General features: G+C 61.7%; 22 protein-coding genes. 12 read left to right on the top strand and 10 right to left on the bottom strand.

What is annotated here, in order from left to right; all coding sequences use genetic code 11:
- Window positions 1-10 precede the first annotated feature (10 nt).
- Window positions 11-259, top strand: coding sequence for a hypothetical protein (locus LDN90_RS22560; protein ID WP_223947210.1), 249 nt, complete (start codon window positions 11-13; stop codon window positions 257-259).
- A gap of 150 nt (window positions 260-409) precedes the next feature.
- On the opposite strand, the gene LDN90_RS22555 is transcribed toward LDN90_RS22560, so the two are convergent.
- The 4 genes from LDN90_RS22555 to LDN90_RS22540 are packed head-to-tail and all read right to left on the bottom strand — an operon-like array spanning window position 410 to window position 2,649.
- Window positions 410-1,174, bottom strand: coding sequence for an ABC transporter permease (locus tag LDN90_RS22555; protein WP_216926288.1), 765 nt, complete (start codon window positions 1,172-1,174; stop codon window positions 410-412).
- Complete coding sequence (locus tag LDN90_RS22550; RefSeq protein WP_223947209.1) at window positions 1,171-1,956, bottom strand: ATP-binding cassette domain-containing protein; 786 nt, start codon at window positions 1,954-1,956, stop codon at window positions 1,171-1,173. Before LDN90_RS22550 ends, LDN90_RS22555 begins: the two co-directional genes overlap by 4 nt.
- Window positions 1,953-2,318, bottom strand: coding sequence for a DUF1048 domain-containing protein (locus tag LDN90_RS22545; protein WP_223947208.1), 366 nt, complete (start codon window positions 2,316-2,318; stop codon window positions 1,953-1,955). Before LDN90_RS22545 ends, LDN90_RS22550 begins: the two co-directional genes overlap by 4 nt.
- Window position 2,319: 1 nt before the next feature.
- A complete protein-coding gene (locus LDN90_RS22540; RefSeq protein WP_223947207.1) occupies window positions 2,320-2,649 on the bottom strand; it encodes a PadR family transcriptional regulator in 330 nt (109 codons plus the stop codon).
- A gap of 139 nt (window positions 2,650-2,788) precedes the next feature.
- Between LDN90_RS22540 and LDN90_RS22535 the strand changes: the two genes are divergently transcribed.
- The 3 genes from LDN90_RS22535 (at window position 2,789) to LDN90_RS22525 (ending at window position 5,090) form a co-directional block, all read left to right on the top strand.
- Window positions 2,789-3,259 carry a GNAT family N-acetyltransferase gene (locus LDN90_RS22535; protein WP_223949363.1) on the top strand — a complete coding sequence of 157 codons (471 nt, stop codon included), beginning with the start codon at window positions 2,789-2,791 and terminating at the stop codon, window positions 3,257-3,259.
- 115 nt (window positions 3,260-3,374) lie between these two features.
- A complete protein-coding gene (locus tag LDN90_RS22530) occupies window positions 3,375-3,818 on the top strand; it encodes a MarR family transcriptional regulator (RefSeq protein WP_223947206.1) in 444 nt (147 codons plus the stop codon).
- A gap of 33 nt (window positions 3,819-3,851) precedes the next feature.
- Window positions 3,852-5,090 (top strand): MFS transporter, encoded by a 1,239-nt coding sequence (locus tag LDN90_RS22525; protein WP_216926293.1) that lies wholly within the window; start codon window positions 3,852-3,854, stop codon window positions 5,088-5,090.
- A 60-nt stretch (window positions 5,091-5,150) separates the two neighbouring features.
- Here LDN90_RS22525 and LDN90_RS22520 read toward each other — a convergent pair whose 3' ends face one another.
- The 3 genes from LDN90_RS22520 to LDN90_RS22510 form a co-directional block, all read right to left on the bottom strand.
- Window positions 5,151-6,611: a sugar porter family MFS transporter gene (locus LDN90_RS22520; RefSeq protein WP_223947205.1), complete on the bottom strand. Its 1,461-nt coding sequence runs from the start codon at window positions 6,609-6,611 to the stop codon at window positions 5,151-5,153.
- 321 nt (window positions 6,612-6,932) lie between these two features.
- Window positions 6,933-8,297, bottom strand: a complete 1,365-nt coding sequence (locus tag LDN90_RS22515; protein WP_223947204.1) for a formimidoylglutamate deiminase — start codon at window positions 8,295-8,297, stop codon at window positions 6,933-6,935.
- On the bottom strand, window positions 8,294-9,493 hold the full coding sequence (locus LDN90_RS22510) for an allantoate amidohydrolase (protein WP_223947203.1): 1,200 nt from the start codon (window positions 9,491-9,493) through the stop codon (window positions 8,294-8,296). The genes LDN90_RS22515 and LDN90_RS22510 overlap by 4 nt, the downstream gene beginning before the upstream one ends.
- 235 nt (window positions 9,494-9,728) lie before the next feature.
- Between LDN90_RS22510 and LDN90_RS22505 the strand changes: the two genes are divergently transcribed.
- The 7 genes from LDN90_RS22505 to LDN90_RS22475 all read left to right on the top strand — a co-directional run bounded on the left by LDN90_RS22505 (window position 9,729) and on the right by LDN90_RS22475 (window position 17,234).
- Window positions 9,729-10,415 (top strand): IclR family transcriptional regulator, encoded by a 687-nt coding sequence (locus LDN90_RS22505; protein WP_223947202.1) that lies wholly within the window; start codon window positions 9,729-9,731, stop codon window positions 10,413-10,415.
- Entirely contained in the window at window positions 10,412-11,518 is a 1,107-nt protein-coding gene (locus LDN90_RS22500) for an ATP-binding cassette domain-containing protein (RefSeq protein WP_223947201.1), read from the top strand. Before LDN90_RS22505 ends, LDN90_RS22500 begins: the two co-directional genes overlap by 4 nt.
- Window positions 11,515-12,165 carry an ABC transporter permease gene (locus tag LDN90_RS22495; RefSeq protein WP_216926299.1) on the top strand — a complete coding sequence of 217 codons (651 nt, stop codon included), beginning with the start codon at window positions 11,515-11,517 and terminating at the stop codon, window positions 12,163-12,165. The genes LDN90_RS22500 and LDN90_RS22495 overlap by 4 nt, the downstream gene beginning before the upstream one ends.
- Window positions 12,126-12,878: an ABC transporter permease subunit gene (locus LDN90_RS22490; RefSeq protein ID WP_223947200.1), complete on the top strand. Its 753-nt coding sequence runs from the start codon at window positions 12,126-12,128 to the stop codon at window positions 12,876-12,878. The genes LDN90_RS22495 and LDN90_RS22490 overlap by 40 nt, the downstream gene beginning before the upstream one ends.
- Window positions 12,879-12,974: 96 nt before the next feature.
- On the top strand, window positions 12,975-13,889 hold the full coding sequence (locus LDN90_RS22485; RefSeq protein ID WP_223947199.1) for an ABC transporter substrate-binding protein: 915 nt from the start codon (window positions 12,975-12,977) through the stop codon (window positions 13,887-13,889).
- A 46-nt stretch (window positions 13,890-13,935) separates the two neighbouring features.
- On the top strand, window positions 13,936-15,675 hold the full coding sequence (locus tag LDN90_RS22480) for a urocanate hydratase (RefSeq protein WP_223947198.1): 1,740 nt from the start codon (window positions 13,936-13,938) through the stop codon (window positions 15,673-15,675).
- A 104-nt stretch (window positions 15,676-15,779) separates the two neighbouring features.
- On the top strand, window positions 15,780-17,234 hold the full coding sequence (locus LDN90_RS22475) for an aromatic amino acid ammonia-lyase (protein ID WP_223947197.1): 1,455 nt from the start codon (window positions 15,780-15,782) through the stop codon (window positions 17,232-17,234).
- 111 nt (window positions 17,235-17,345) lie between these two features.
- On the opposite strand, the gene LDN90_RS22470 is transcribed toward LDN90_RS22475, so the two are convergent.
- Together LDN90_RS22470 and rraA are read right to left on the bottom strand one after the other, a co-directional pair.
- A complete protein-coding gene (locus tag LDN90_RS22470; protein WP_223947196.1) occupies window positions 17,346-18,998 on the bottom strand; it encodes an MDR family MFS transporter in 1,653 nt (550 codons plus the stop codon).
- A gap of 132 nt (window positions 18,999-19,130) precedes the next feature.
- Entirely contained in the window at window positions 19,131-19,604 is a 474-nt protein-coding gene (rraA, locus tag LDN90_RS22465; RefSeq protein ID WP_223947195.1) for a ribonuclease E activity regulator RraA, read from the bottom strand.
- Window positions 19,605-19,762: 158 nt separating this feature from the next.
- Between rraA and LDN90_RS22460 the strand changes: the two genes are divergently transcribed.
- Window positions 19,763-21,067 (top strand): MFS transporter, encoded by a 1,305-nt coding sequence (locus tag LDN90_RS22460; RefSeq protein WP_223947194.1) that lies wholly within the window; start codon window positions 19,763-19,765, stop codon window positions 21,065-21,067.
- A 2-nt stretch (window positions 21,068-21,069) separates the two neighbouring features.
- Here the strand turns inward: LDN90_RS22460 and LDN90_RS22455 are convergent, their stop codons facing one another.
- Window positions 21,070-22,233 (bottom strand): VCBS repeat-containing protein, encoded by a 1,164-nt coding sequence (locus LDN90_RS22455; protein WP_223947193.1) that lies wholly within the window; start codon window positions 22,231-22,233, stop codon window positions 21,070-21,072.
- Window positions 22,234-22,392 lie beyond the last annotated feature (159 nt).

Here is a 22,392-nt window from a genome sequence, read left to right as displayed (position 1 = left end):
GAATATATCCATGGCTACTTCAAATAGATCGCCGATGACTCGCGAGGATCGCAGGCAGAAAGTACTGGGCCTGGCGTTTTGCGTGTCGATGGCGGGCCTATTGGCATCAATCTTCCTTACCGGCGGGAACCCGCTTTTTCCCGGGATGTCAGGTCCGCTTCTGGTGCTGTTCTTCTTCTTGGCCGCAGCGGGCAGCGTCCTCGGACTGGCTGTTATCAGATTGCGGCGAACGGCGAAGGAAATCTCGGGCAAAGGATAAGTGAGCAGTCTTCGCCCCTGTGGACGTGACGTACGGCTACAGGACGTCCCGTCAGGACGGAGAAGAACTCTCGTAGCCGAGCTTAGGCCCTGCATGGCGAAAGCTCCCTTGCGGAAAGGGAGCTTAAGCCGGTGATGTGGGAAGGCGCGACTAGGCGATCTTCCGCCGGTATGCGGTCATGGCGAAGGCGAACGCCAGGACCAAGATGCCGAAGCACCAGGCCAGCGCAATCCAAATGTCGCTGCCCACCGGCTGCTGCGCGAACAGCGCGCGGATGGAGTTCACGATCGAGGTCACTGGCTGGTTCTCGGCGAACCAGGCCACCGGGCCCGGCATCGTCGCGGTCGGCACGAAGGCCGAACTGATGAACGGCAGGAAGATCAGCGGGTAGCTGAACGCGCTGGCGCCGTCGACGGTTTTCGCGGAGAGCCCGGCGATCACGGCCAGCCAGGTCAGGGCGAGCGTGAACAGGACCAGGATGCCGGCGATTGCAAGCCAGGTGCCCACGGATGCTCCGGTGCGGAACCCCATAAGGAGGGCCACTCCGACGACGATCGCGACCGAGACGAGGTTGGCCACGAGCGAGGTGAGCACGTGCGCCCATAGCACGCTCGACCGCGCGATCGGCATGGACTGGAAGCGCTCGAAGATGCCGCCCTGCATATCCAGGAACAGGCGGTAGGCGGTGTAGGCGATGCCGGAGGCAATCGTGATCAGCAGGATGCCGGGGAGCATGTAGTTGATGTATGACTCGTCGGATCCGGTATTGATCGCGCCGCCAAGCACGTACACGAACAGCAGCATCAGCGCGATCGGCGTGACCGCGGTGGTGATGATCGTATCGGGGCTGCGAAGGATGTGGCGCAGCGAGCGGCCGGTGAGGACGCGGGTATCGCCGAGGACGTGGGTGCTCATCGGGATGCCTCCTGTTCTTTCTGCTCTTCAGCCGTTTCGCCGACTAGCGCCAGGAAGACATCTTCGAGTGAGGGCTGCTTCTCGACGTACTCGATCTCGGCTGGCGGCAGCAGCCGCTTGAGCTCGTCGAGCGTGCCGTTCTGGATGATCGTGCCCTTGTGCAGGATCGCGATGCGGTCGGCGAGATGTTCGGCCTCGTCGAGGTATTGGGTGGTGAGCAGCACTGTTGTGCCGTTCCGGGCGAGATCCTTGATGGTCTGCCAGACGTCGATGCGCGCCTGTGGGTCCAGGCCGGTGGTCGGTTCGTCCAGGAAGATCACCTTCGGGTTGCCGACCAGGCTCATGGCGATATCCAGGCGGCGACGCATGCCGCCGGAGTAGGTGGCTACCTTACGGGACCCGGCATCGCTGAGGTTGAACTGCGCCAGCAGCTCATCTGCGATCCCGCCAGGGTTCTCCAGATGGCGCAGTTTGGCCACAAGGACCAAGTTCTCCTTGCCGGACAGCACCTCGTCCACTGCCGCAAACTGCCCGGTTAGGCTGATGGACTGTCTTACCTGGAGCGACTCGATGGCAACATCAAAACCCTCGACGGCGGCAGTGCCGGCGTCCGCTTTCAGCAGGGAGGACAGGATCTTCACCATGGTGGTCTTGCCAGCTCCATTGGAACCGAGGAGGGCGAAAATGCTGCCCGACGCTACTTCAAAGTCGACGCCCCGGAGCACGTGGAGGTCCTTGTAGGACTTTTCGATGCCCTGGACGCGGATGGCTGTTGCAGTCATGATTCCGCCTCCTTTGCCTTATCTACTGCCTTGGTGAGGCGTTCCCTTTCCTTGTCGATCCAGCGCTTTCCGCCGTAGGCCTGGGCAAAAGCCTCGGCGAACTCGATCGGATCTTCGCCCACGATCCCGCTCACGGGCGTTCCGTCGATGGCGGCCCGTTCCCAAAGATCTGCGAGATCCGTGAACATCTGCACCATGGTGTCCCCTTCGGTAACCCCGCCGTAGTACATGAGGTACCGGTTGAAGGCCGTGGCCACGGTGAGATAGGGCTCGGGCAGGGCATCCAGCCGTGCCTTGGCCTGCTTGTACTGCTTCTTCTGCTCGAGTGATCCGGTGACCATTTCGATCCATTTTGCTGCCATGTCAGTTTCCTTCCTTGCGGAGCTGTTCAAGCCGTTCCGACAAGAAGCTCCAGGTGTTCCAGAATTCGTCCAGTTCGTTTTTGCCCTGCACGTTGAGCGTGTACACCTTCCGGGGTGGTCCTTTTTCCGATGGGCGCTTTTCGACGTCCACCAGCCCCTTTTGTTCGATCCTGACGAGCAGTGCGTACACAGTGCCCTCGGCGATCTCGGTAAATCCCTGCGCCCGGAGCAGCGTGGTGATCTCATACCCGTAGGCCGCTTTTCCGGTGAGGAGGGCCAGTACGATGCCCTCCAATGTGCCTTTGAGCATCTCCGTCATTTGCTTGCCCATCGAACACCTCCTTCACTACTCAGTATCACTAGCTACCACTACATAGTAGAACTAGGTACCGGTACTTAGCAATACTGAGTTCCAGTCCAAGTGGCATGCTGGGGTGGTGACCACAGACCCTGCCGCCGCGCCCGCTTTGATGACTGCCGCCGTCGACTCTGGAACCTTCAGTCTTCGGCGCGCTACCAAGGCTGATTTGCCGCGAATCCTTGCGCTGCTGATGGATGACCAGTTGGGCGCTACCCGCGAAAATCTGGACGACCTTGCGCCGTACGAGCGTGCTTTTGAAATGATCGACGGCGACCCCGCCCACCTTTTGGTGGTGGGCGAACTCGACGGGGAGGTTGTTGCCACTTTCCAGCTCAGCTATCTCCCGGGCCTGTCGCGCAGGGGATCCTTGCGCGCCCAGATCGAAGCCGTCCGCGTGGACGATGCGCTCCGCGGGCAGGGGGTGGGTGCGCTCATGATCCAGTGGGCCATCGACCAGGCGCGTGGGCGGGGATGCTCCCTGGTGCAGTTGACCACCGACAAGTCCCGCGCGGCCGCCCATCGCTTCTATGAGCGATTGGGCTTTGTTGCAAGCCATGAGGGTATGAAGCTCACGCTTTAACCCAACTGAGTCGCATTTGTGCGCGTTTTCAGGGCTCTAAACGCGCTCACATGCGACTTACTTGGGTGCTGCATCGCTTGACACTTAGGTACCCTAACTATTAGGCTACCTAAATATGAATCGTGCATCCGATCCCAACCTCACCGAGCTCGCGCAGCAATTCCGCGAGTCATTGCGCTTGGGCGTATACATGTTCCGCCGCCTGGACCCGGAAGGTGAACTCACCGCAGCGCAGCTCAGCCTGCTCTCCATGATTTCCGACGGCGGACTCCGCGTGGGTGACATCGCCAAGAACCTGGGGATCAAGGTGCCGAGCGCCACCGAGCAAATCATCAAGCTCGAGCGCGCCGGCCTGGTCACCCGGCAGGCTGACCCCGACGATTCGCGCGCAGTCCAGGTGGTCATCACCAAAGCCGGGACCGCCGCCGTCGAATCTGCCAACCAGCGGCGCAACGCCATGGTGGCCGGGATGCTCCAAGAGCTGAGCACCGCCGAAATCGAGCAACTCGCCGCGGCTCTCCCCATCATCAGCAAGATCAACAGCTCATTCCAGAACTAACCAAAACCAAACGCACCGACAAGGAGCCCTTGAATGTCACGCCAGCTGGCTGACGCTTCAGAAAGCGCCGAAACAAGCATCGAAACCACCCTCGAAGCCGAGAAGGCTTCATTCCTCAAGCAGCCGAAGGCCGTGTGGGCCACGGCGCTCGCAGCCGTGTTCGCGTTCATGGGCATCGGGCTCGTGGATCCCATTCTTCCTGCGATCGCCAAGAACCTGGACGCGTCCACCAGCGAAGTTTCCCTGCTCTTCACCAGCTACTTCCTGGTGACGGCGATCGCCATGCTGATCAGCGGCTTCGTGTCCTCGCGCATCGGTGGCAAGAAGACGCTGCTGATCGGGCTGGCCGTAATCGTGGTGTTCGCATCCTTGTCCGGCCTGTCCGGCAGCGTTGAGCAGTTGGTTGGTTTCCGTGCTGGTTGGGGATTGGGTAACGCCCTGTTTGTCGCCACCGCGCTTGCCGTGATCGTTGGTGTGGCCAGTGGTGGTACCGGAACGGCCATCATTCTCTACGAAGCGGCGCTCGGCCTGGGTATCTCGCTGGGCCCGCTCCTTGGGGCATTGTTGGGTGGGTGGCAGTGGCGCGCACCGTTCTTTGGGACCGCGGTCCTCATGGCTGCCGCTTTTATCGCCCTGCTGGCCCTGCTTCCCAAAACACCCGCCCCGGCAAAGAAGTCCCGCCTGCGGGATCCGCTTCTCGCGCTGGGACACAAGGGCCTCAGCACAACCGCAGCAAGCGCCCTTTTCTACAACTACGGCTTCTTCACCATCCTCGCCTTCACGCCGTTCATCCTCGGCATGGACGCATACGGTATCGGGGGAGTGTTCTTCGGTTGGGGCGTTGCCGTGGCCGTGTTCTCGGTGTTCGTAGCTCCCGTGCTGCAGAAGCGTTTCGGCGCTGTAAAGGTCCTGACCGGAACGCTGCTCGTGCTCATGTTGGATCTGGTTGGACTGGGACTTGCCGCGGGGCACTCGGTGACTGCCGTCGTCGTGCTTGTGATCGTGGCCGGTGCCCTGCTGGGCATCAACAACACGATTTACACCGAACTGGCCATGGGCGTCTCCGATTCACCGCGACCCGTCGCATCCGCAGGCTATAACTTTGTGCGGTGGATGGGTGGTGCGCTGGCCCCGTTCGCCGCCGCGCAGCTGGGTGAGCACTTTGGGCCGCAGGTGCCTTTCTTTGCCGGTGCTGTTGCCATGGTGATCGCGATTCTCGTTGCCTTCGGTGGCCGTGGGTACCTGAAGTCGCACGAACCGCACCTGGTGTAGGCACCCAACTACGTAGCAGCAGTGCGCGTTTTGAGCGTTCAAAACGCGCACTAATGCGACTTACTTGGGCTGAGGTGACAGCGGTGCCACCGGCGCGCCCTTGGGAACGAAGAGTGTCTCAGCCTGCTCCAGCGACATGCCGTTCGTCTCGGGAACCTTGAACATCACAAAGAAGAACGACGCCGCAGCAAACGCCGCGTACAAGGCGTACGTCAGGGGCAGCGAACCCGCCGCCATGATGGGGAAGCTGAGCGTGATGGCAAAGTTGGCGATCCACTGCGCAGCTGCCGCCAGTCCGAGCGCGCGGGCCCGGATGCGGGATGGGAAGATCTCGCCAAGCAGCACCCAGACGAGTGGACCCCAAGAAGCACCGAAGCTGATCACGAAGACGTTGGCCGCAACCAAGGCAACTGGCCCCCAAGCGCCCGGGAGACTGATCTCGGAGCCCGCGCCAACAGCGGAAGAGAAGGCCAAAGCCATGACGCCGAGCGAAACGGCCATGCCGATGGAGCCGGTCAGCAGGATGGGGCGGCGGCCAATGCGGTCCACCAGCGCGATGGCTACCAGAGTCACCAAAATGTTGGTCACCGAGGTGGCAACCGAGATGGCCAGGGAGTCCTTCTCCTGGAATCCAACCGCTTTCCACAGCGTGGTGGAGTAGTAGAAGATCACGTTGATGCCAACGAATTGCTGCAGCACCGACAGGATGATGCCGATCCACACCACTGCCTGGAGGCCGAAGGTCTTGCCGCGCAGCGAACCCTTCTTGGTGGACAGCTGATCCTGCTGGATGGACTCGCGGATGTCGCGGATGTGCCGCTCGGTATCGTCGTTGGGGATGAGGGTATCGAAGATGTTTCTGGCCTGGTCTTCCTTGCCGTTGAGCACCAGGAAGTGTGGCGACTCCGGCAAGCGGAACGCGATCCAGCCGTACACGGCAGCCGGCACGGCGCAAGCGATGAACATCCAGCGCCAAGCTTCCATCCCGAGCCAGAACGTGCTGCCGGCGCTGCCGGCGGAATTGGCCAGGACGGCGTCGGACAACAGTGCCGCGAAGATACCGGTAGTGATGGCGAGCTGCTGAAGTGACGCCAAGCGACCACGCACGTGCCGAGGGGAAATCTCGGATATGTAGGCCGGGGCGATGACCGAAGCAAGGCCGATGCCCAAGCCTCCAACCAAGCGCCAGAAGATCAGGTCCCACACACCAAAAGCCAGTCCTGTACCTACGGAGCTCACCAGGAAAAGGAGGGCACCGATCTTCATTGCCGGAATGCGGCCGTAACGGTCTGCGACTTTGCCGGCCAGGTACGCACCCAGCGCGCACCCCAGCAACGCGACGGCGACAGCAAATCCCGTGACCGCTTCGCTCATCAGGAATTCGTCCTTCATGGCATCCACGGCACCGTTGACCACCGAAGAATCGAAGCCGAACAGGAAGCCGCCCACCGCCCCAGCGACGGCCAGGCCGATCACTTTCCTGGACACTGGGGGCACGCCTTCGGTGCTGGGATTGGACATGGGTCTCCCTTGGGAATGGTGGTGTGGGATTCACGGTGCGGGACGTCGTCGGCTGTTCCGACGGGGACGCCGGTGCACACGCGCTACACAGTGTGGCACGCCCCATCCGCCAAGTTCCAGTCAAGGAGATTCAGATGACGTGGATTCACTAAATTAACGAATGTGCCCTGATTGGAGGCTGGGATTCAGCTGAGTGCCTGTTTAGGGCGGGAAAGGGGGCCTTTGGAGCCACTACTTGAACGCAAAGCACGACGGCGGCAGGTGCGTCGCGACTCAAACTCGCGTGCCGTCGTCAGTCCCTTAGGGAGTGGGCGTAAGACGTTAGGAGAGCTCTTTCAGTGCCTCCGTCAGAAGGCTGCCCGGCCTGCCGAGCCGCGTGTGAGCGCCGTGGGAGGCCACCAGTTCTCCGGCGATGATGACTTCGGTGACGTCGCTGGAAGTTGCGCTGAATGCCATCTGCAAAGGTCGGGACCCGGCGGTGCGGGTGGATGCCGGATCAATAACCATGAGATCGCACACTGCGCCGACCTCAAGGCCTGATGCGGCAATGGGCGTAGCCATGGACCGGGCAGCCCCTTCGGTTGCGGCCCGCAGGAGTTCCTGAGGTGAGAACCTGCCCCGCTGTCCTGTGCCCAACCGCTCGCCGTGTTCCAACGTACGCATTTCAGTCCATGGGTCGATCACCGCATGCTGGTCCGTGCCCAGAGCAATGGCTGCCCCGGCGCCGGCAAGTTCACGCGCGGGACCGATCCCGTCTGCGAGGTCGGCTTCCGTACTGGGGCACATGACCACAGTGGTGCCTGCGTTTCCGAGCAGGGCGATGTCTTCCTGCGTCAGGTGCGTGGAATGGACGGCGGACAGCCTGCTGGAGAGGAGTCCGTGGCGTTCCAATAGACCCGCTGGCGTGGTGCCGTAGGCCTCCAGGCATGCCTGGTTCTCGGCAGGTTGTTCACTGAGGTGGATGTGAAGGGGGATGTCTTCGGGCAGCTGCCTGGCCACAACTTTCAGGTCCTCCTCGGGGACAGCCCGGACGGAGTGAAGTGCAGCTCCGACGCTGACGAGTTCCTTAGGAAATTGCTCGGCAACAACCGCCCGGAGGGAGTTTAACCGATCGAGCCAGGCGTGCACATCCGGGTCCCCGAACCTTGCCTGTTCGGGATTGAGGGGCGTACCGATTCCTCCGGCCAGATACAAGGTGTCCAAGAGCGTGAGGCGGATCCCGCTGGACATGGCCGCACGGGCCAGCGCCAGCTCCATGGCATGGGGTTCCGCGTAGGGCGTGCCGTCTGGTTGATGGTGGACGTAGTGGAATTCGGCCACGCTGCTGAAGCCCGTGACCACCATTTCAGCAAAGACAGCAGTGGCGAGTTTCTCGTATTTCTCCGGAGTCAGCTCGGATGCGCTCCGGTACATCTGCTCCCGCCACACCCAGAAATCTCCGCGGCCTTCATGGGTTCGGCCGCGCAGGACTCTGTGGAAGGCGTGGGAGTGGGCGTTGGCAGCGGCCGGGAAGGTGATCCCGCTCAGTCTCATGTCATTGGGTTGCGCTTCAGTATCAGTCGTAATGCTGGAGATCCGACCGTTGTGCGTTTCGATCCGCACGCCTGAGGCAGCGGCCAAGGCCGGATAGCCTTCTTCCGGGTGGTCTGCCCTGACGATGGCGGTTTCGCACCAGAACGCGTTCATAGGAGTCCTTCCAGTACATCCGCGAGGGCAACGGTTCCTGCCGAAGCATCTTCGTCGGCCACGTATTCTTCGGGTGAATGCGAGATTCCGCTGGGATTGCGGACGAAGAGCATGGCCGAGGGAACGTATCCGGCCAACACCCCGGCGTCGTGCCCTGCGCCGGTTGCCAGCACGGGGGCTCCGGGCAGGAGCCCGCCGATGCGTCGGCTCAGCCCCGGGTCAAAGTGCACGGTGTCGCTGTAGGACTCTTCGGTGAGAGTTGCCGTGCATCCTTCAGCTGCGGCGACTTCCTGTGCCGCGCCGTAGATGGCTTCGATCAGGCGGGCTGTAACGGCGTCGTCGGGATGGCGGGCATCAAGCCAAAGATCGACGCGCGAGGCGATCACGTTGGTGCCGCCGGGAACGGGCGACAAGCGGCCGACCGTGGCCCGGGCATCCGGTTGCTTGGCGGCGGTGTCGCGGACAGCCAGAACGATCTGGGCGGCAGCGACCATGGGATCGGCGCGGTCTGCCATGAGGGTGGTGCCGGCGTGGTTTCCTTGGCCGCTGACGCTGATCTTCCAGCGCCCGTGACCCAGGATCGAACTTCCAACCGCAATAGCCGGGCCGCCTTGCCCCAGTCCCTTGCCTTGCTCCACATGTAACTCAACGAAATCGCCGATCCGGGCCAAGGCCTCAGAGTCGGGGCCAATGTGCCGGGGGTCCAAGTCGTTGGCTCTGGCAACGTCGCCGAAGGTGTTTCCGTCCGCGTCGCGCAGGTTCAATGCCTTGTCGACGTCGATGGCGCCGGTGAGGAGTCGGGAACCCAAACAGGCCACGCCAAAGCGGGACCCTTCTTCTTCCGGGAAGACCGTTATGGCCAGTGAACGCGGCGGCTGAACTCCGCGGGATTTGAGGATGTCGACGGCGGCCAGCGCGGAAGCGACGCCAAGGGGTCCATCGAAGGCACCTCCGCCGGGGACGGAGTCGAGGTGGCTACCGGTGACTAGGGCGCCATTCTGGGGCTTGCCCCACCAGGCCCAGAGGATCCCGTTGCGATCTGTCTCAACGTCCAGGCCGCGTTGTTTGGCTTGCTCCATGAACCACTGCCTGAGATCCAGTTCGGGCGTTGAGTAAACGGCCCTGGAGTAGCCTCCGCGCACCGCATCGCGGCCCACATCCTGTATTGAGGCAAGGAGCTGATTGACGGTTTCCACGTGTTCCTCCGATTGATGAAGACTGCCACCAAGTAAAAACCAGATGCCACCACATGGCAAGGGTTTGGGCGACTATTAACAGGCCGGAAGCATGCGGAGGCCCCATTGGGGCAAATGACGTCTCATTTCCCGGATTGTCAAGTAATCTCCCGTGAAGTCTTGCCATTTGATGAAAATTGATTTTTACTAAGTGGCAAGACATGGTGATTTAGACCACTTGAAAGCAGGTCGTGCAGTGGCAGCAGATTCCTCCACCCGGACAGTCGAAAGGGCGTTGGCTCTCCTTAGCGCAGTCTGCACTGATGGCTCCATCAGCCTGAGTGACGCCGCGCGGGTGGTTGACCTTTCTGCCAGCACCGCGCTCCGCCTCCTTCGCACACTGGAAGGCAGCGGCTTCGTGACGCGGGATCCGGGCGGTAATTTCCGTCCGGGAGCCAGCGTCATCCAGTTGGGAGCCCTCGCCTTAGGGCAGGAATCCTTGGTGTCACTTTGCACGCCGCACATGAAGCGGCTCGTCGCCGAAACCGGCGAGTCCTGCTATTTGAGTATTCCCGGTCCTGGGGAAACCGGGATCTACATTGCCATCGTCGAAGGTACGCGCTCTGTCCGGCACACCAGTTGGGTCGGCCGGAGCATCCCCTTGGAAGGGTCCGCTGCCGGCAAGGTACTGACTGGCGGACAGAATGGCCGCGGTTACGCCATCGTGCGCAGCGGCGTTGAAGACGACATTACGGCTGTTGCCGCGCCCATCGTGATCGGTGGCCGAACAGTGGCGGCCCTCAGCATCGTCGTTCCCAGCTACCGCCTGGATGAGGCTAAAGCCCAGACATTTGGCGAGGAACTGGTGAAGGTAGCGGACAACATCCTCGTGGAACCCGACGGAAACCATGAAGTGCCCCAGGAAAGCATGGAAGAGAAATGATCAAATTTGAAAATGTCACCAAGGCGTACCCTGACGGTACTGTCGCCGTCGATGGCCTCAACCTGGAGGCTCCGACCGGAAAGCTGACCATTCTGGTGGGCCCGTCCGGCTGCGGCAAGACCACCTCGCTGAGGATGATCAACCGCCTCATCGAACCCACCAGCGGCACCATCTACCTTGATGACGAGCCCACTTCCGGCATGGACGCAGCGTTGCTCCGACGCAGGATCGGATACGTAATCCAGCACGCAGGGCTCTTCCCGCATAAGACCATCGTGGACAACGTCTCCACCATGCCGGTCCTCTTGGGCGAGAGCCGCCAGAAGGCGCGCACCAAGGCCCTGGAACTCATGGAGCGAGTGGGTTTGCCCGCGAGCTTCGCCAAGCGCTATCCGTGGCAGCTTTCCGGCGGCCAGCAGCAACGTGTGGGCGTGGCCCGAGCACTGGCATCGGACCCGGCGTTCATGCTCATGGACGAGCCGTTCAGTGCCGTGGATCCTGTGGTGCGCGGGCAGCTGCAGGAGGAGTTCCTCCGGCTCCAGCGTGAGATCGGCAAGACCATCATCATGGTCACACACGACATCGATGAAGCCCTCAAGCTCGGCGACCAGGTTGCCGTGATGCGGGTCGGCGGCAAGCTCGCACAGATGGCAACGCCGTCAGAGCTACTCACCTCGCCGGCGGATGACTTCGTTGCGGACTTCGTGGGCAGGGACCGTGGTTATCGCTCCCTGGGCTTTACGAAGACCGCGGGCAGCGTTGCGATCGGTGAAGAAGCTGTGGTTCAGCTCGGCGCTTCCGGAGAGGAGGCCCGCGCCAAGGCTTCGGGTGCTTGGGTGTTGGTAGTCGACGGCGGCCGGAAACCACTCGGGTGGGCCCAACCCGAGCTTCTTAACGGTGAGCTCAAGCGCGAAAACCTGAATCTCAGCGGCATCCCGGCAGCTGCCTCGGGAACGATGCGCCAACTGCTGGACGCCGCACTTTCCTCGCCCAGCCGCCGCGGTGTGGTTGTCAACGAGCATGGTGAGCTGATCGGAACCGTGACGGCCACAGACGTCGTAAAGGCCATCGAGGCCGAACCACACCTGGAGACGGCCCGATGAACTTTGAGTGGCTGGGCCGCCAGTTCGACAACATCGTTTTCCTGCTCGGCTGGCACGTCCTGCTGGCCGTCATCCCCTTGGTCCTTGGTCTACTGATCGCCTTGCCCCTGGGCTGGTGGGCGCACCGGAGCCGTCGGATCTATCCGCTGCTGGTGGGAGTTGCAGGACTTCTTTACACCGTCCCGTCCCTGGCACTCTTCGTCCTGCTGCCACTTGTCCTTGGCACCAAGATCCTGGACCCGCTGAACATCGTGGCGGCGTTGACCATCTACACGGTGGCGCTGCTGGTGCGAGTGGTGGCAGATGCCCTGGACTCCGTGCCTGAAGACACCGTCCAAGCTGCCAAGGCGATGGGCTACCGCGGTTATCAGAGCCTCATGAAGGTGGAACTGCCAGTGGGCGTTCCGGTCATATCGGCAGGCCTTCGCGTGGCCGCTGTATCCAACGTCAGCCTGGTCTCCGTTGCCGCGCTGTTGGGTATCCCGCAGCTCGGGTCCCTGTTCACGCAGGGCTTCCAACTCCGCTTCTTTACTCCGATCATCGTGGGCATCGTCCTCTGCGTGATTCTGGCCATGATCCTGGACGGGCTGATCATCCTTCTCAACCGGTGGCTGACACCGTGGACCCCCAAGGTGGTGGCATCGTGAACTACTTGTTCGACCCCGCGCACTGGAGCGGCGCAGACGGCATCCCGACCTTGATTGGTGAGCACCTCCTGTATTCCCTGATCGCACTGGCCATCGCTGCGGTTATCGCAGTGCCGCTGGGCATCTACATCGGAGTAACGGGCAAAGGCGTGTTCATGATTGCTGGCTTGGCCAACGCCCTGCGCGCCCTGCCGAGCGTCGGCCTGCTGATCCTTTTGGTCCTGCTGATCTCACCGGCCTTCCCATCGAGAATGGGCTACATCCTGCCAAGCCTTATCGTGCTGGTACTCCTTGCAGTGCCGCCTATCCTGACCAACACTTATGCCGGTGTGCGCGCAGTGGATGCTGCCGCCGTCGACGCCGCCCGGGGCATGGGCTTCCGCACCATGAAGATCCTTACGGATGTCCAGCTGCCCTGCGCACTTCCGCTGGTTTTATCTGGTGTCCGAAGCGCACTGCTGCAGATCATCTCGACTGCGACCATCGCAGCATACATTTCGCTCGGCGGCCTGGGCCGGCTCCTGATCGACGGCAAGGCCCAAAATGATTACAGCCAAATGGTCGCCGGCGCCGTCCTCGTTGCTTTGCTGGCACTGTTCTTCGACCAGCTCCTCGCCTTCATCACCCGCCGGGTCGTCTCACCAGGACTGACACGGCGAACCATCAAATCGGCTCCTGTAGCCGAACCCGTGAAGACCCCCGTCACGGTCTAACCAACACCCGGCGCTGGATTCGGCGCGTAAGTTTCACCTCCATCCACCCCACCTGGCTGCTGCATGCCTTGTAAGCGCCATCTCAGGAGAGCTGACATGAAGAAGTACTTGACCGGTTTCACCCTTGCCGCCGTTGCGGCCATCACCTTGAGTGCCTGCGGCGGCGGGGACCCTATGAGCACGTCCAACACTGCGGCAGCAGGAGCCTCCGGCGACAGCATCATTGTCGGTTCGGCTGACTTCCCCGAAAGTCAGCTGATCGCCAAGATCTACGCCGAGGCCCTGAAGGCCAAGGGCGTCAACGTCACGGAAAAGCCAAGTATTGGCAGCCGCGAGGTCACTATCCCCGCACTAAAGGACGGCTCCATCGACCTCATGCCGGAGTACGGCGGTGCGCTCCTCCAGTACCTGGATTCCGCCACCAAGGCAGTCTCCTCCGAGGAAGTCACCAAAGAACTGGCCACCAAGATCCCCTCTGGGCTGACTGTTCTGACGGCTTCTGAAGCGCAGGATAAGGACGTCCTCACCGTAAAGAAGGACATCGCGGACCAATACAAGCTCAAGACCATCGAGGACCTCCAGCCGGTTGCCAAGGAACTCGTCCTGGGCGGGCCGCCGGAGTGGAAGACGCGCCTCAACGGCGTTGCCGGACTGAAGTCCGTGTACAACCTTGAGTTCAAGGAATTTTCAGCGCTCGACGCCGGTGGGCCGCTGACGCTGAACGCCCTCCTTTCTGGCCAGATACAGGTCGCGGACCTCTTCAGCACCGATCCGGCCCTGGCGGAGAACAACCTGGTGGCGCTCGAGGACAACAAGAACCTCTTCCTCTCAGAGAACATCCTGCCGGTCATCAACCAGAAGAAGTCCACGGATACAGTGAAGGCAACCCTGGATAAGGTCTCGGCTGCGCTCACCACAGAGGACCTCATCAAGATGAACGGCCGCGTGGCGAAGTTCGAGGACATCGGCGAGATCGCCAAGGAATGGCTTAAGAACAAGAACCTGGGCTAATCCCACTGACTTTGCGCTGATTTTCCAGGATTCATAGGAGTAAAGAATGACTGCCGATTTCACTACTGGTGCCCGTCCGGTTAAGGCCGCGCGGGGTACTGAGCTTACTGCCAAGTCGTGGCAGACCGAGGCGCCGTTGCGCATGTTGATGAACAACCTGGATCCCGAGGTTGCTGAGCGCCCGGATGACCTGGTGGTTTACGGCGGCACCGGCCGTGCCGTGCGTTCCTGGGCTGCGTTTGATGCGATCACCCGCACCCTGGAGACCATGGAGAAGGACGAGACGCTGCTGGTGCAGTCGGGTAAGCCGGTGGGTGTGTTCCGCACCCACGAGTGGGCTCCGCGTGTGTTGTTGGCGAACTCGAACCTGGTGGGGGACTGGGCGACGTGGCCTGAGTTCCGCCGTCTCGAGGCCGAGGGCCTGATGATGTACGGGCAGATGACCGCGGGGTCCTGGATCTACATCGGCACACAGGGCATCCTGCAGGGCACCTACGAAACGTTCGCCGCGGTCGGGAACAAGCTCGCTGCGGAGGGCAGGCATCCGGCACCGGCCGCGGAAGGCTCGGCGGCTGCTGGTTCGGTCGAGGGCCCGCTGGCCGGGACGCTGACGTTGACCGGTGGTTGTGGTGGCATGGGCGGTGCCCAGCCGCTGGCCGTGACGTTGAACGACGGTGCCTGCCTGATCGTGGACGTGGACGAGACCCGTCTGCGCCGGCGTGCCGGCAAACGCTACCTCGATGAGGTCGAAACGGATCTGGATGCTGCGATCGCGAAGGTCCAGAAGGCCAAGGACGAGCGCCGCGGCTGGTCCGTCGGGTACGTGGGCAACGCCGCTGAGGTGTTCCCGGAACTGCTCCGCCGCCACAAGGCCGGCGAATTGACGATCGACGTCGTCACCGACCAGACCAGCGCGCATGACCCGCTGTCCTACCTGCCCGAGGGCATCACCGTGGCCGAGTGGCACACGGAAGCCGAAGCGGATCCGGAAGGGTTCACCAAGAAGGCCCAGGCGTCCATGGCCCGCCACGTCCAGGCGATGGTGGAGTTCCAGGACGCCGGTGCCGAGGTGTTCGATTACGGCAACTCCATCCGTGATGAGGCACGCAAGGGCGGGTACGAGCGGGCGTTCGAGTTCCCCGGTTTCGTCCCGGCCTATATCCGTCCGCTGTTCTGTGAAGGCCTGGGCCCGTTCCGCTGGGTGGCGCTGTCCGGGGACCCGGAAGACATTGCCGTGACAGATGCGGCGATCAAGGAACTGTTCCCGGAAAACACGCACCTGCACAAGTGGCTCGACGCCGCTGCGGACCGGGTGGAGTTCGAGGGCCTGCCGGCACGTATTTGCTGGCTCGGGTACGGCGAACGGGCCAAGGCCGGGCTGTTGTTCAACCAGCTCGTCGCCGAGGGCAAGGTCAAGGCCCCGATCGTGATCGGCCGTGACCACCTGGACTCCGGTTCCGTCGCGTCGCCCTACCGGGAGACCGAGTCCATGGCCGACGGGTCCGACGCGATTGCTGACTGGCCGCTGCTGAACGCCCTGATCAACACCTCCTCAGGCGCTACCTGGGTGTCGATCCACCACGGCGGCGGTGTCGGGATCGGCCGGTCCCTGCACGCCGGGCAGGTTTCCGTCGCCGATGGCACCGACCTCGCCGCGGAGAAACTCGAACGGCTCCTGACCAACGACCCCGGCATGGGCGTCATCCGCCACGTCGACGCCGGCTACGACCGCGCCGTCGAAGTCGCCAACGAACGCGGCGTCCGCATCCCCATGAACGAAGCCTAGTAACCCAACTGACTGGCAATAGTGGTTGCCACGAGCCTTCACAACAACCACAACTGCCAGTCAGTTGGGTGCTGGCACCTGGTCGCGAATGAAAGGATCGGTTCATGATCGTGATCGATGGAGTGCAATTAGAGTTGGCTGACGTCGTGGCAATTGCAGTTGGCGGCCAGAAGGTGGTTCTAGCTCCTTCGGCGATCGAACGCATGGCTGCCTCACAGCGCTCAGCCCGCGCAACGGCACAGGCACGGCCTGTGTACGGGCGGTCCACGGGTGTTGGAGCCAACCGCTCCGTGACCCTGGGTACATCGGATGCGTCCGCCGACCAGCACGGACTCAACTTGCTTCGGAGCCATGCCGTGGACGCCGGACGTGCCCTTGACCGGGAAACGGTGAGGGCCATGCTCGTGGTCAGAGCATCGCAACTGGCCGCGGGCGCTTCCGGGATCAACCCCGCTCTGTCCGAAGCGGTCGTGGAGATGCTGAACGCAGATACTTTGCCGGAAGTGCGGGAGTTCGGCGGTATTGGCACGGCAGATCTTCCTGCTCTGGCCGGAACTGCGCTAACACTCTTGGGTGAGCGTCCCGCGATGGATGGCAAGCCGGTGCCTGTGCCATTGGCTTCCTGGCCCACAGAAGATGCGCTTCCCTTCATAAGTTCCAGTGCCCTGACCATCGGGCAGGCCATCCTTGCCCACCAGAAACTGGCCACCCTGATGGAGAACCTGACCACGATCAGCGCGCTCTCCTTCACGGCCATGTCAGGGAATCTGGAGGCATTTGCCCCGGAGGTAGCAAAGGCCAGTGAATCGGACGCAACAGCGGACGTGGCTGCTATTCTGCGGGAATTGGTAGCTGGATCAGGCAAGCCTGCAAGGATTCAGGATCCGTATTGTCTGCGCATGCTGCCGCACTCGCTGGGTGCGGTACGGGAGGAACTGGAGTCGCTAAGGATCACACTGGAGCGCTTGGCTGTAGCGGGCCATGAGAATCCTATGGTCTTTGGCTCCGTGGAAGACGGCACCAACGGCGTGGCACACCACGGCCTGTTCCATATGTCCACGCTCGCCCGGCGTATCGACGGCCTGCAGGTGGCACTTGGTGCTGCATGTACAACGACGCTTGGCAGAGTCAGCCGTCTCAGCGATCCCGCTTTCACAGGTCTCCACCGATTCCTTGCAGGCGATGACGCAGGCCAGTCCGGCGTCATGATGCTGGAGTACGTCGCCGCTGCAGCGGTGGGCCGTATTCGCGCCAACGCGCAGCCGGTAAGCCTGCAAACCGTGAACCTTTCCCTGGGCGCCGAGGAAGATGCAAGCTTCGCGACTCTCGGTTCTGCACAGTTGGAGTCCACTGCGCACGCGTTGGCAACCGTCGCCGGCGTCGAGCTTGTTTGTGCGTCCCGGGCGCTCCGCGCGCAAAGCAGGCATCCGGAGGAATTCAGCAGCCCCAGGCTGCGGGCCATGATGGAGGTAGGCTTCACCTTGCCGTCCGACGTTCAGGACCGCGACTTGCGGGACGACCTTGAGCAGGCCCAGCGCCTTGTCCAGGAGTCTTACTGATCTCCAAGCAGTGAAGGACACCGACTTCGAACGACCATGGCTCCAAAAACAATAACGGCAGGCGGTCCGATGACCGCCTGCCGTTTCTGGTATTCGAGGAGCCGGTACCGCCTAGTGGGCGGGGACGGATTCCTTGGCTGCCGCCTTGGGGTCCATGAGCTTCTTATTCGGCAACGCGAAGCTGATGAGGAAGGCGATGAGCATGAGGCCAGCTGCCGTGAGCATCACAGTGTCAATTGCCTGTGCGAAGCCCTCGGTGATGGGCCTAGTGAGCGTGCTGTTGGCTGCGTGCAGCCAGCTGGTGTCGTTCAGGGAATCGTTGTTGGCGCCATTCTTGAAGAAGTCGAAGAGCTTGGCATTCGCAGGATCTGCCGCCACGGCCGGATCCTTCATGACCGCTTGGTAGTCCGGGCTGGAAGCAGCGGACTTCATGCCATCGGCGATCTTGTCCGCGGCCAGGCTGAACAGCATGGAGATGAACACGGCCGTGCCCACGGCTCCACCCATGGAACGGAAGAATGCCGCCGTGGAGGTTCCGACGCCCATGTCCTTCGGCGGTACCGATACCTGCATGGCAAGTGTCAGCGGCTGCATGCAGAAGCCCAAGCCGACTCCGAAGAACACGGCAATGAGTCCGGGGACCCAGAGGCCAGTGTCCACACCGAGCACAAGGCCCATGACCGTCGCGGCGCCGGCCAGGATTGCCGTACCCAGGATGGGGAAGATCCTGTAAACGCCCGACGACGAGATGGTGCGTCCGGCGCTGATGGAACCGAACAGGATGCCCACCGTGAAGGTGATCATCATCAGACCTGCTTCGGTGGGGGTGAGGCCTTTCACCAGCTGCAAGTACATGGGCAGCATTGCGATGGCGCCGAACATGCCGATGCCGATGATGAAGTTCAGCAAGGATGACAAACCGAAGGTTGCGTTCTTAAAGAGACGCAAGGGGATCAGCGCGTAGTCCCCGGCCCGCATCTCGGCGAGCAAGAAGGCCACGATACCGATGACGCCAAGGCCGTAGCAGATCCAGGATGCGCCCGATGCCCAACCCCAGGACCGGCCCTGCTCAGCGACAAGAAGGAGCGGAACGATTGCCAGGGTGATGGCTGCAGCGCCCCAATAGTCGATCTTCTGCTTCACGTGCCGGGCAGGCAGGTGAAGGAACATAAAGACCACGGTGAGTGCCGCCAGGCCAATGGGAAGGTTGATGAAGAATACCCAGCGCCAGCCGTCGAAGCCCAGGATGCTCGATGTTCCCGCGAAAGCGCCGCCGATGACAGGACCGAGAACGGAGGAGATACCGAATACGGACATGAAGTAGCCCTGGTATTTGGCCCGGTCCTTCAAAGCAACGATGTCGCCGATGATTGTCAGTGCCAGCGCCAAAAGGCCACCTGCGCCCAGGCCCTGCACGCCACGGGCGATGGCAAGCTCCGTCATGGAATGGACGGACCCGGCATAGAGGGAACCGGCCAGGAAGATCAGGATGGCTGCCAAGTACAGCGGACGGCGCCCGAAGATGTCACTGAGCTTGCCGTAGAGCGGCGTACTCACAGTAGAAGTGATGAGGTAGGCGGTAGTGGCCCATGCCTGGAGTGACAAGCCATCGAGGTCGTTGGCGATGGTGTAGATGGACGTCGACACAATGGTCTGATCCAGTGAGGACAGGAACATGCCGAGCATGAGTCCCACCATGACGGTGAGTGTCTGACGATGCGTCAGGACCTCGCCGGCGGCCCTGACGGGCACAGATTTGGACATATCTTCTCCAGAGGTGGCAGAAAAGTGGATTTTAAGCAGGATAGTTGCTTTCAGTAACTATCCTAATGCCTGTTTGATTCCCGGAAGAAGAATGTTTCTTGAACAACTCTCGTAAGTCGGCCAGTCCCGGCGTCAGCGTTCCACGAGAATGCCATCCGGATCGCTGTAGATCATTACGCCGGGTTGGATCCTCACGCGGTCAATCACCAGCTGGACATCAACCTCACCTACACCCGTCTTTGCGCTTTTCTTCGGGTTGCTGCCCAGCGCCTTGATGCCCAGCGGCAGGCGCGCAAGGGCTTCTCGATCCCGGACTGCTCCGTTAATGATCACGCCTGCCCAACCATTGGCTACGGCACTTTCGGCGATCATGTCTCCCATGAGGGCAGTCCTCAATGATCCCTGACCGTCAACAACCAGAACGGCTCCTTCGCCGGGCGTCCCAAGGACTGTCTTCACCAGGGCGTTGTCCTCGAAGCACCTGATGGTACGTACCTGTCCGCTGAAGTGCGTGTGACCGCCAAGGTTCTGGAACTGGACTGCTACCGATTCCAATTCATCGCCGCGATCGTCATAGAGATCAGCCGTATTAATCTGCTCGCTCATGTCCTTCTCCTCCATATGTTTGAGGCCACACTAACGCGTACGGCACGTGAGCGGCACGGCACGTCGTTGGCTATGTGGATAACTGACAACAACTTAGATCCCATGCCCTTCACGCGCGCTAATCTGAATCCAGACGTTGAAACTAGGGGGAACCTGCCATGAGCCTGTCCGACCTGCCCGGTCCAATTCCGGATCCTGCCGTTGTGCGGGGCGGTACGGCCACTGCCCTGGCCGAGCCTGTGGACCGTGTCCGGGCACTATGGATTACAGGCGTTGTACTCATCAATGTGGGCATCAACGCGGCGTTCTTCGGCCCCATTCAGGTGCTGTTGGGCCAGCAGGCGGCTCACTTTGATGAAGAACAAAAGGAAGCGATTCTGGCTCTTGTCACGGGCTGCGGCGCCGCTGTTTCCTTGGTGGCCAATCCCTTGTTCGGGGCGTTCAGCGACCGTACCGTCTCCCGCTTCGGACGTCGCGTTCCGTGGGTCCTCGTGGGAGCAATCCTGGGCGCGGTAGCACTCGTAGGACTGGCGGGAGCACCGAACGTCGCCGTCATGACGGTGCTGTGGTGCTTGGTGCAGGCCGGATGCAACGGCGCCTATGCGGCAATCACCGCTGCGATTCCAGACCGCGTTCCAGTGCCGCAACGCGGCACCGTCGGTGGCTTGGCAGCCATGGGACAGACAGTTGGCATCCTGGCGGGCGCGGTGATTGCCGCCGTCGTAGCTGGAAACTTTGCTGCCGGCTACCTGGTGTGTGCAGCGGCGCTGCTTGCCGGCGTCGTGTTGTATCTGTTCAAGAATGACGACCAGCCGCTTCCAGTCCAGGCGCGTCCCCCGTTCAGCCTTTTGCGGTTTTTCCAAGATTTTTGGATTTCGCCGGCGCTCTATCCAGATTTCGCCTGGGCATGGCTCACGCGGTTGCTGGTGAACATCGGCAACCACATGGTCACGCTCTATCTGCTGTTCTTCCTCAGCGATGCCGTGCATGTGAAGGAAACCGAGGGCATCGAACCCGCGTTCGGAGTGCTTATCCTGACTGGCCTGTATGCGGTCATGGTGATTATCACCAGCGTGATTGGCGGAACATTGAGCGATCGGATGGGCAAGCGGAAGCCTTTGGTCATCGCCTCGTCCGTCATCATCGCTATTGCGTCATTGATTCTCGGGTTTGCGCCGACGTGGGCCGGCGCCATCACGGGCGCCATCGTCCTCGGCATCGGCTTTGGAGCCTATTTGGCAGTGGACTTCGCACTGATAACCCAGGTCCTGCCAACGGCGCTGGACCGTGGCAGGGATCTGGGTGTGATCAATGTGGCGAACTCGCTGCCGCAGGTGGTTGCCCCGCTCATCGCTTTCCCGTTCGTCACGTACTGGGGCGGCTACGTCTCGCTGTACGTAGCCGCCGCCGTCATCGGACTCCTTGGGGCCGTGTTCGTGGTCAAGATCAAGAGTGTGGCATAGGCCTAGAAAACGGCGGTGAAGCCTCCCCAGCCCCAGCCGACGACCGGTGAGCCTTTCCATCGGTAGCCGGCGATGCCGGAGTATGAGTAACCCGAAGTATCGCCCAGATACATTGTCAGTCGGCCATTTCGATCGATCCCGTAAACGTCGGAATCACCGTCTCCGTTGAAGTCGCCTGCGACCCCAAAACGAGCAACGGTCTCCCAGCCCCAGCCAATGCTCCCTGCGTAGCTGCCCGGCGCGCCATAATCCTCGAACCAGCCGTTCCGATGCCCCGTGCGTGCCATGAGATAACCCGTCCAGTCTCGTGACAGGACCACGAGGTCATGGTTGCCGAAGAAGTGTCCGGCGCCAACTGACTCCAAACCCTGCCAGCCCTGTCCAATGCGCGTGGGCGTCAGCCAGCCGCCTGCGCCATTCCCCGGGTAGAGGAATAGGTTGCCTGCGTCGTCCTTGGCGAGGATGTCGTTTGTGCCGTCCCCGTTGAAATCGCCGAGCGCTAGAAGTTCCTTAAATCCTTGCCAACCCTGTCCTACCTGCAGAGCCTTCTTCCACCCTCCGGAACCGTTGCCTTGGTAGAGGAAGAGGCGTCCCTGCCCATCGCGGGCCAAAACATCGACAGCGCCGTCGCCGTCGAAGTCGCCGGGCGAGACCAGCAGGTTGAAGCCGTTCCAACCCCAGCCGATGACCTGTGGGGTCTGCCAATTGCCGTGTCCATCGGTGGGATACAGCAACAAACGGCCCGAGGAGTCGCGGGCAAAGAGATCCAACGTGCCGTCTCCATTGAAACCACGCGCGCGTGCAGCTGCTGCCACTCGCAGCGGATTTGCTGCTTCCACAGTCAGCTGTGAGTCGGCGTCGTAGGTGATGATCACGTTCGCCGCGATCACCCTCGCGAGGTCGGCAGCGGTTGGGCGGTAAGTAGCACTTGTAGCGCCGGGAATCACCGTTCCGTCTCTTGTCCAGGAGTACGAAACGGTTGGCGAGCCGCCCTCAGGTAAGACGTAGGCAAAGGTCGACGAGATGTCTACCTTCATCAATCCGCCAACTGTCGGATCGCCGCCAAGAACGGGAGTCCCGTTGGTGTACACGTAGCGGGTCGGTGCTGCAATTGCAGGCTCAGCAGCATCAGCAGGCAGTGCCGGAGCCATAAGAAGACCTGCCACCAGGGAAGCTGTCAGGACTGAAAGTAAACGGCGCAGCCGTGGCGCTACGTTGCGTGAAGGTGTACAGGGCTCCAAGGGGTCCTCCAGGAGAAGGGTGGGTGAGATTCAATTGGCGGTAGTAAGGGTCATGCGGTGCGAACGCAGGGACGCCGCCGAGTC

This window comes from Arthrobacter sp. NtRootA1 (assembly GCF_019976975.1).
GTDB lineage: Bacteria > Actinomycetota > Actinomycetes > Actinomycetales > Micrococcaceae > Arthrobacter > Arthrobacter aromaticivorans.
Note: the sequence above shows the minus strand (reverse complement) of the source record. Positions and strands in the feature narration are given on the sequence as shown.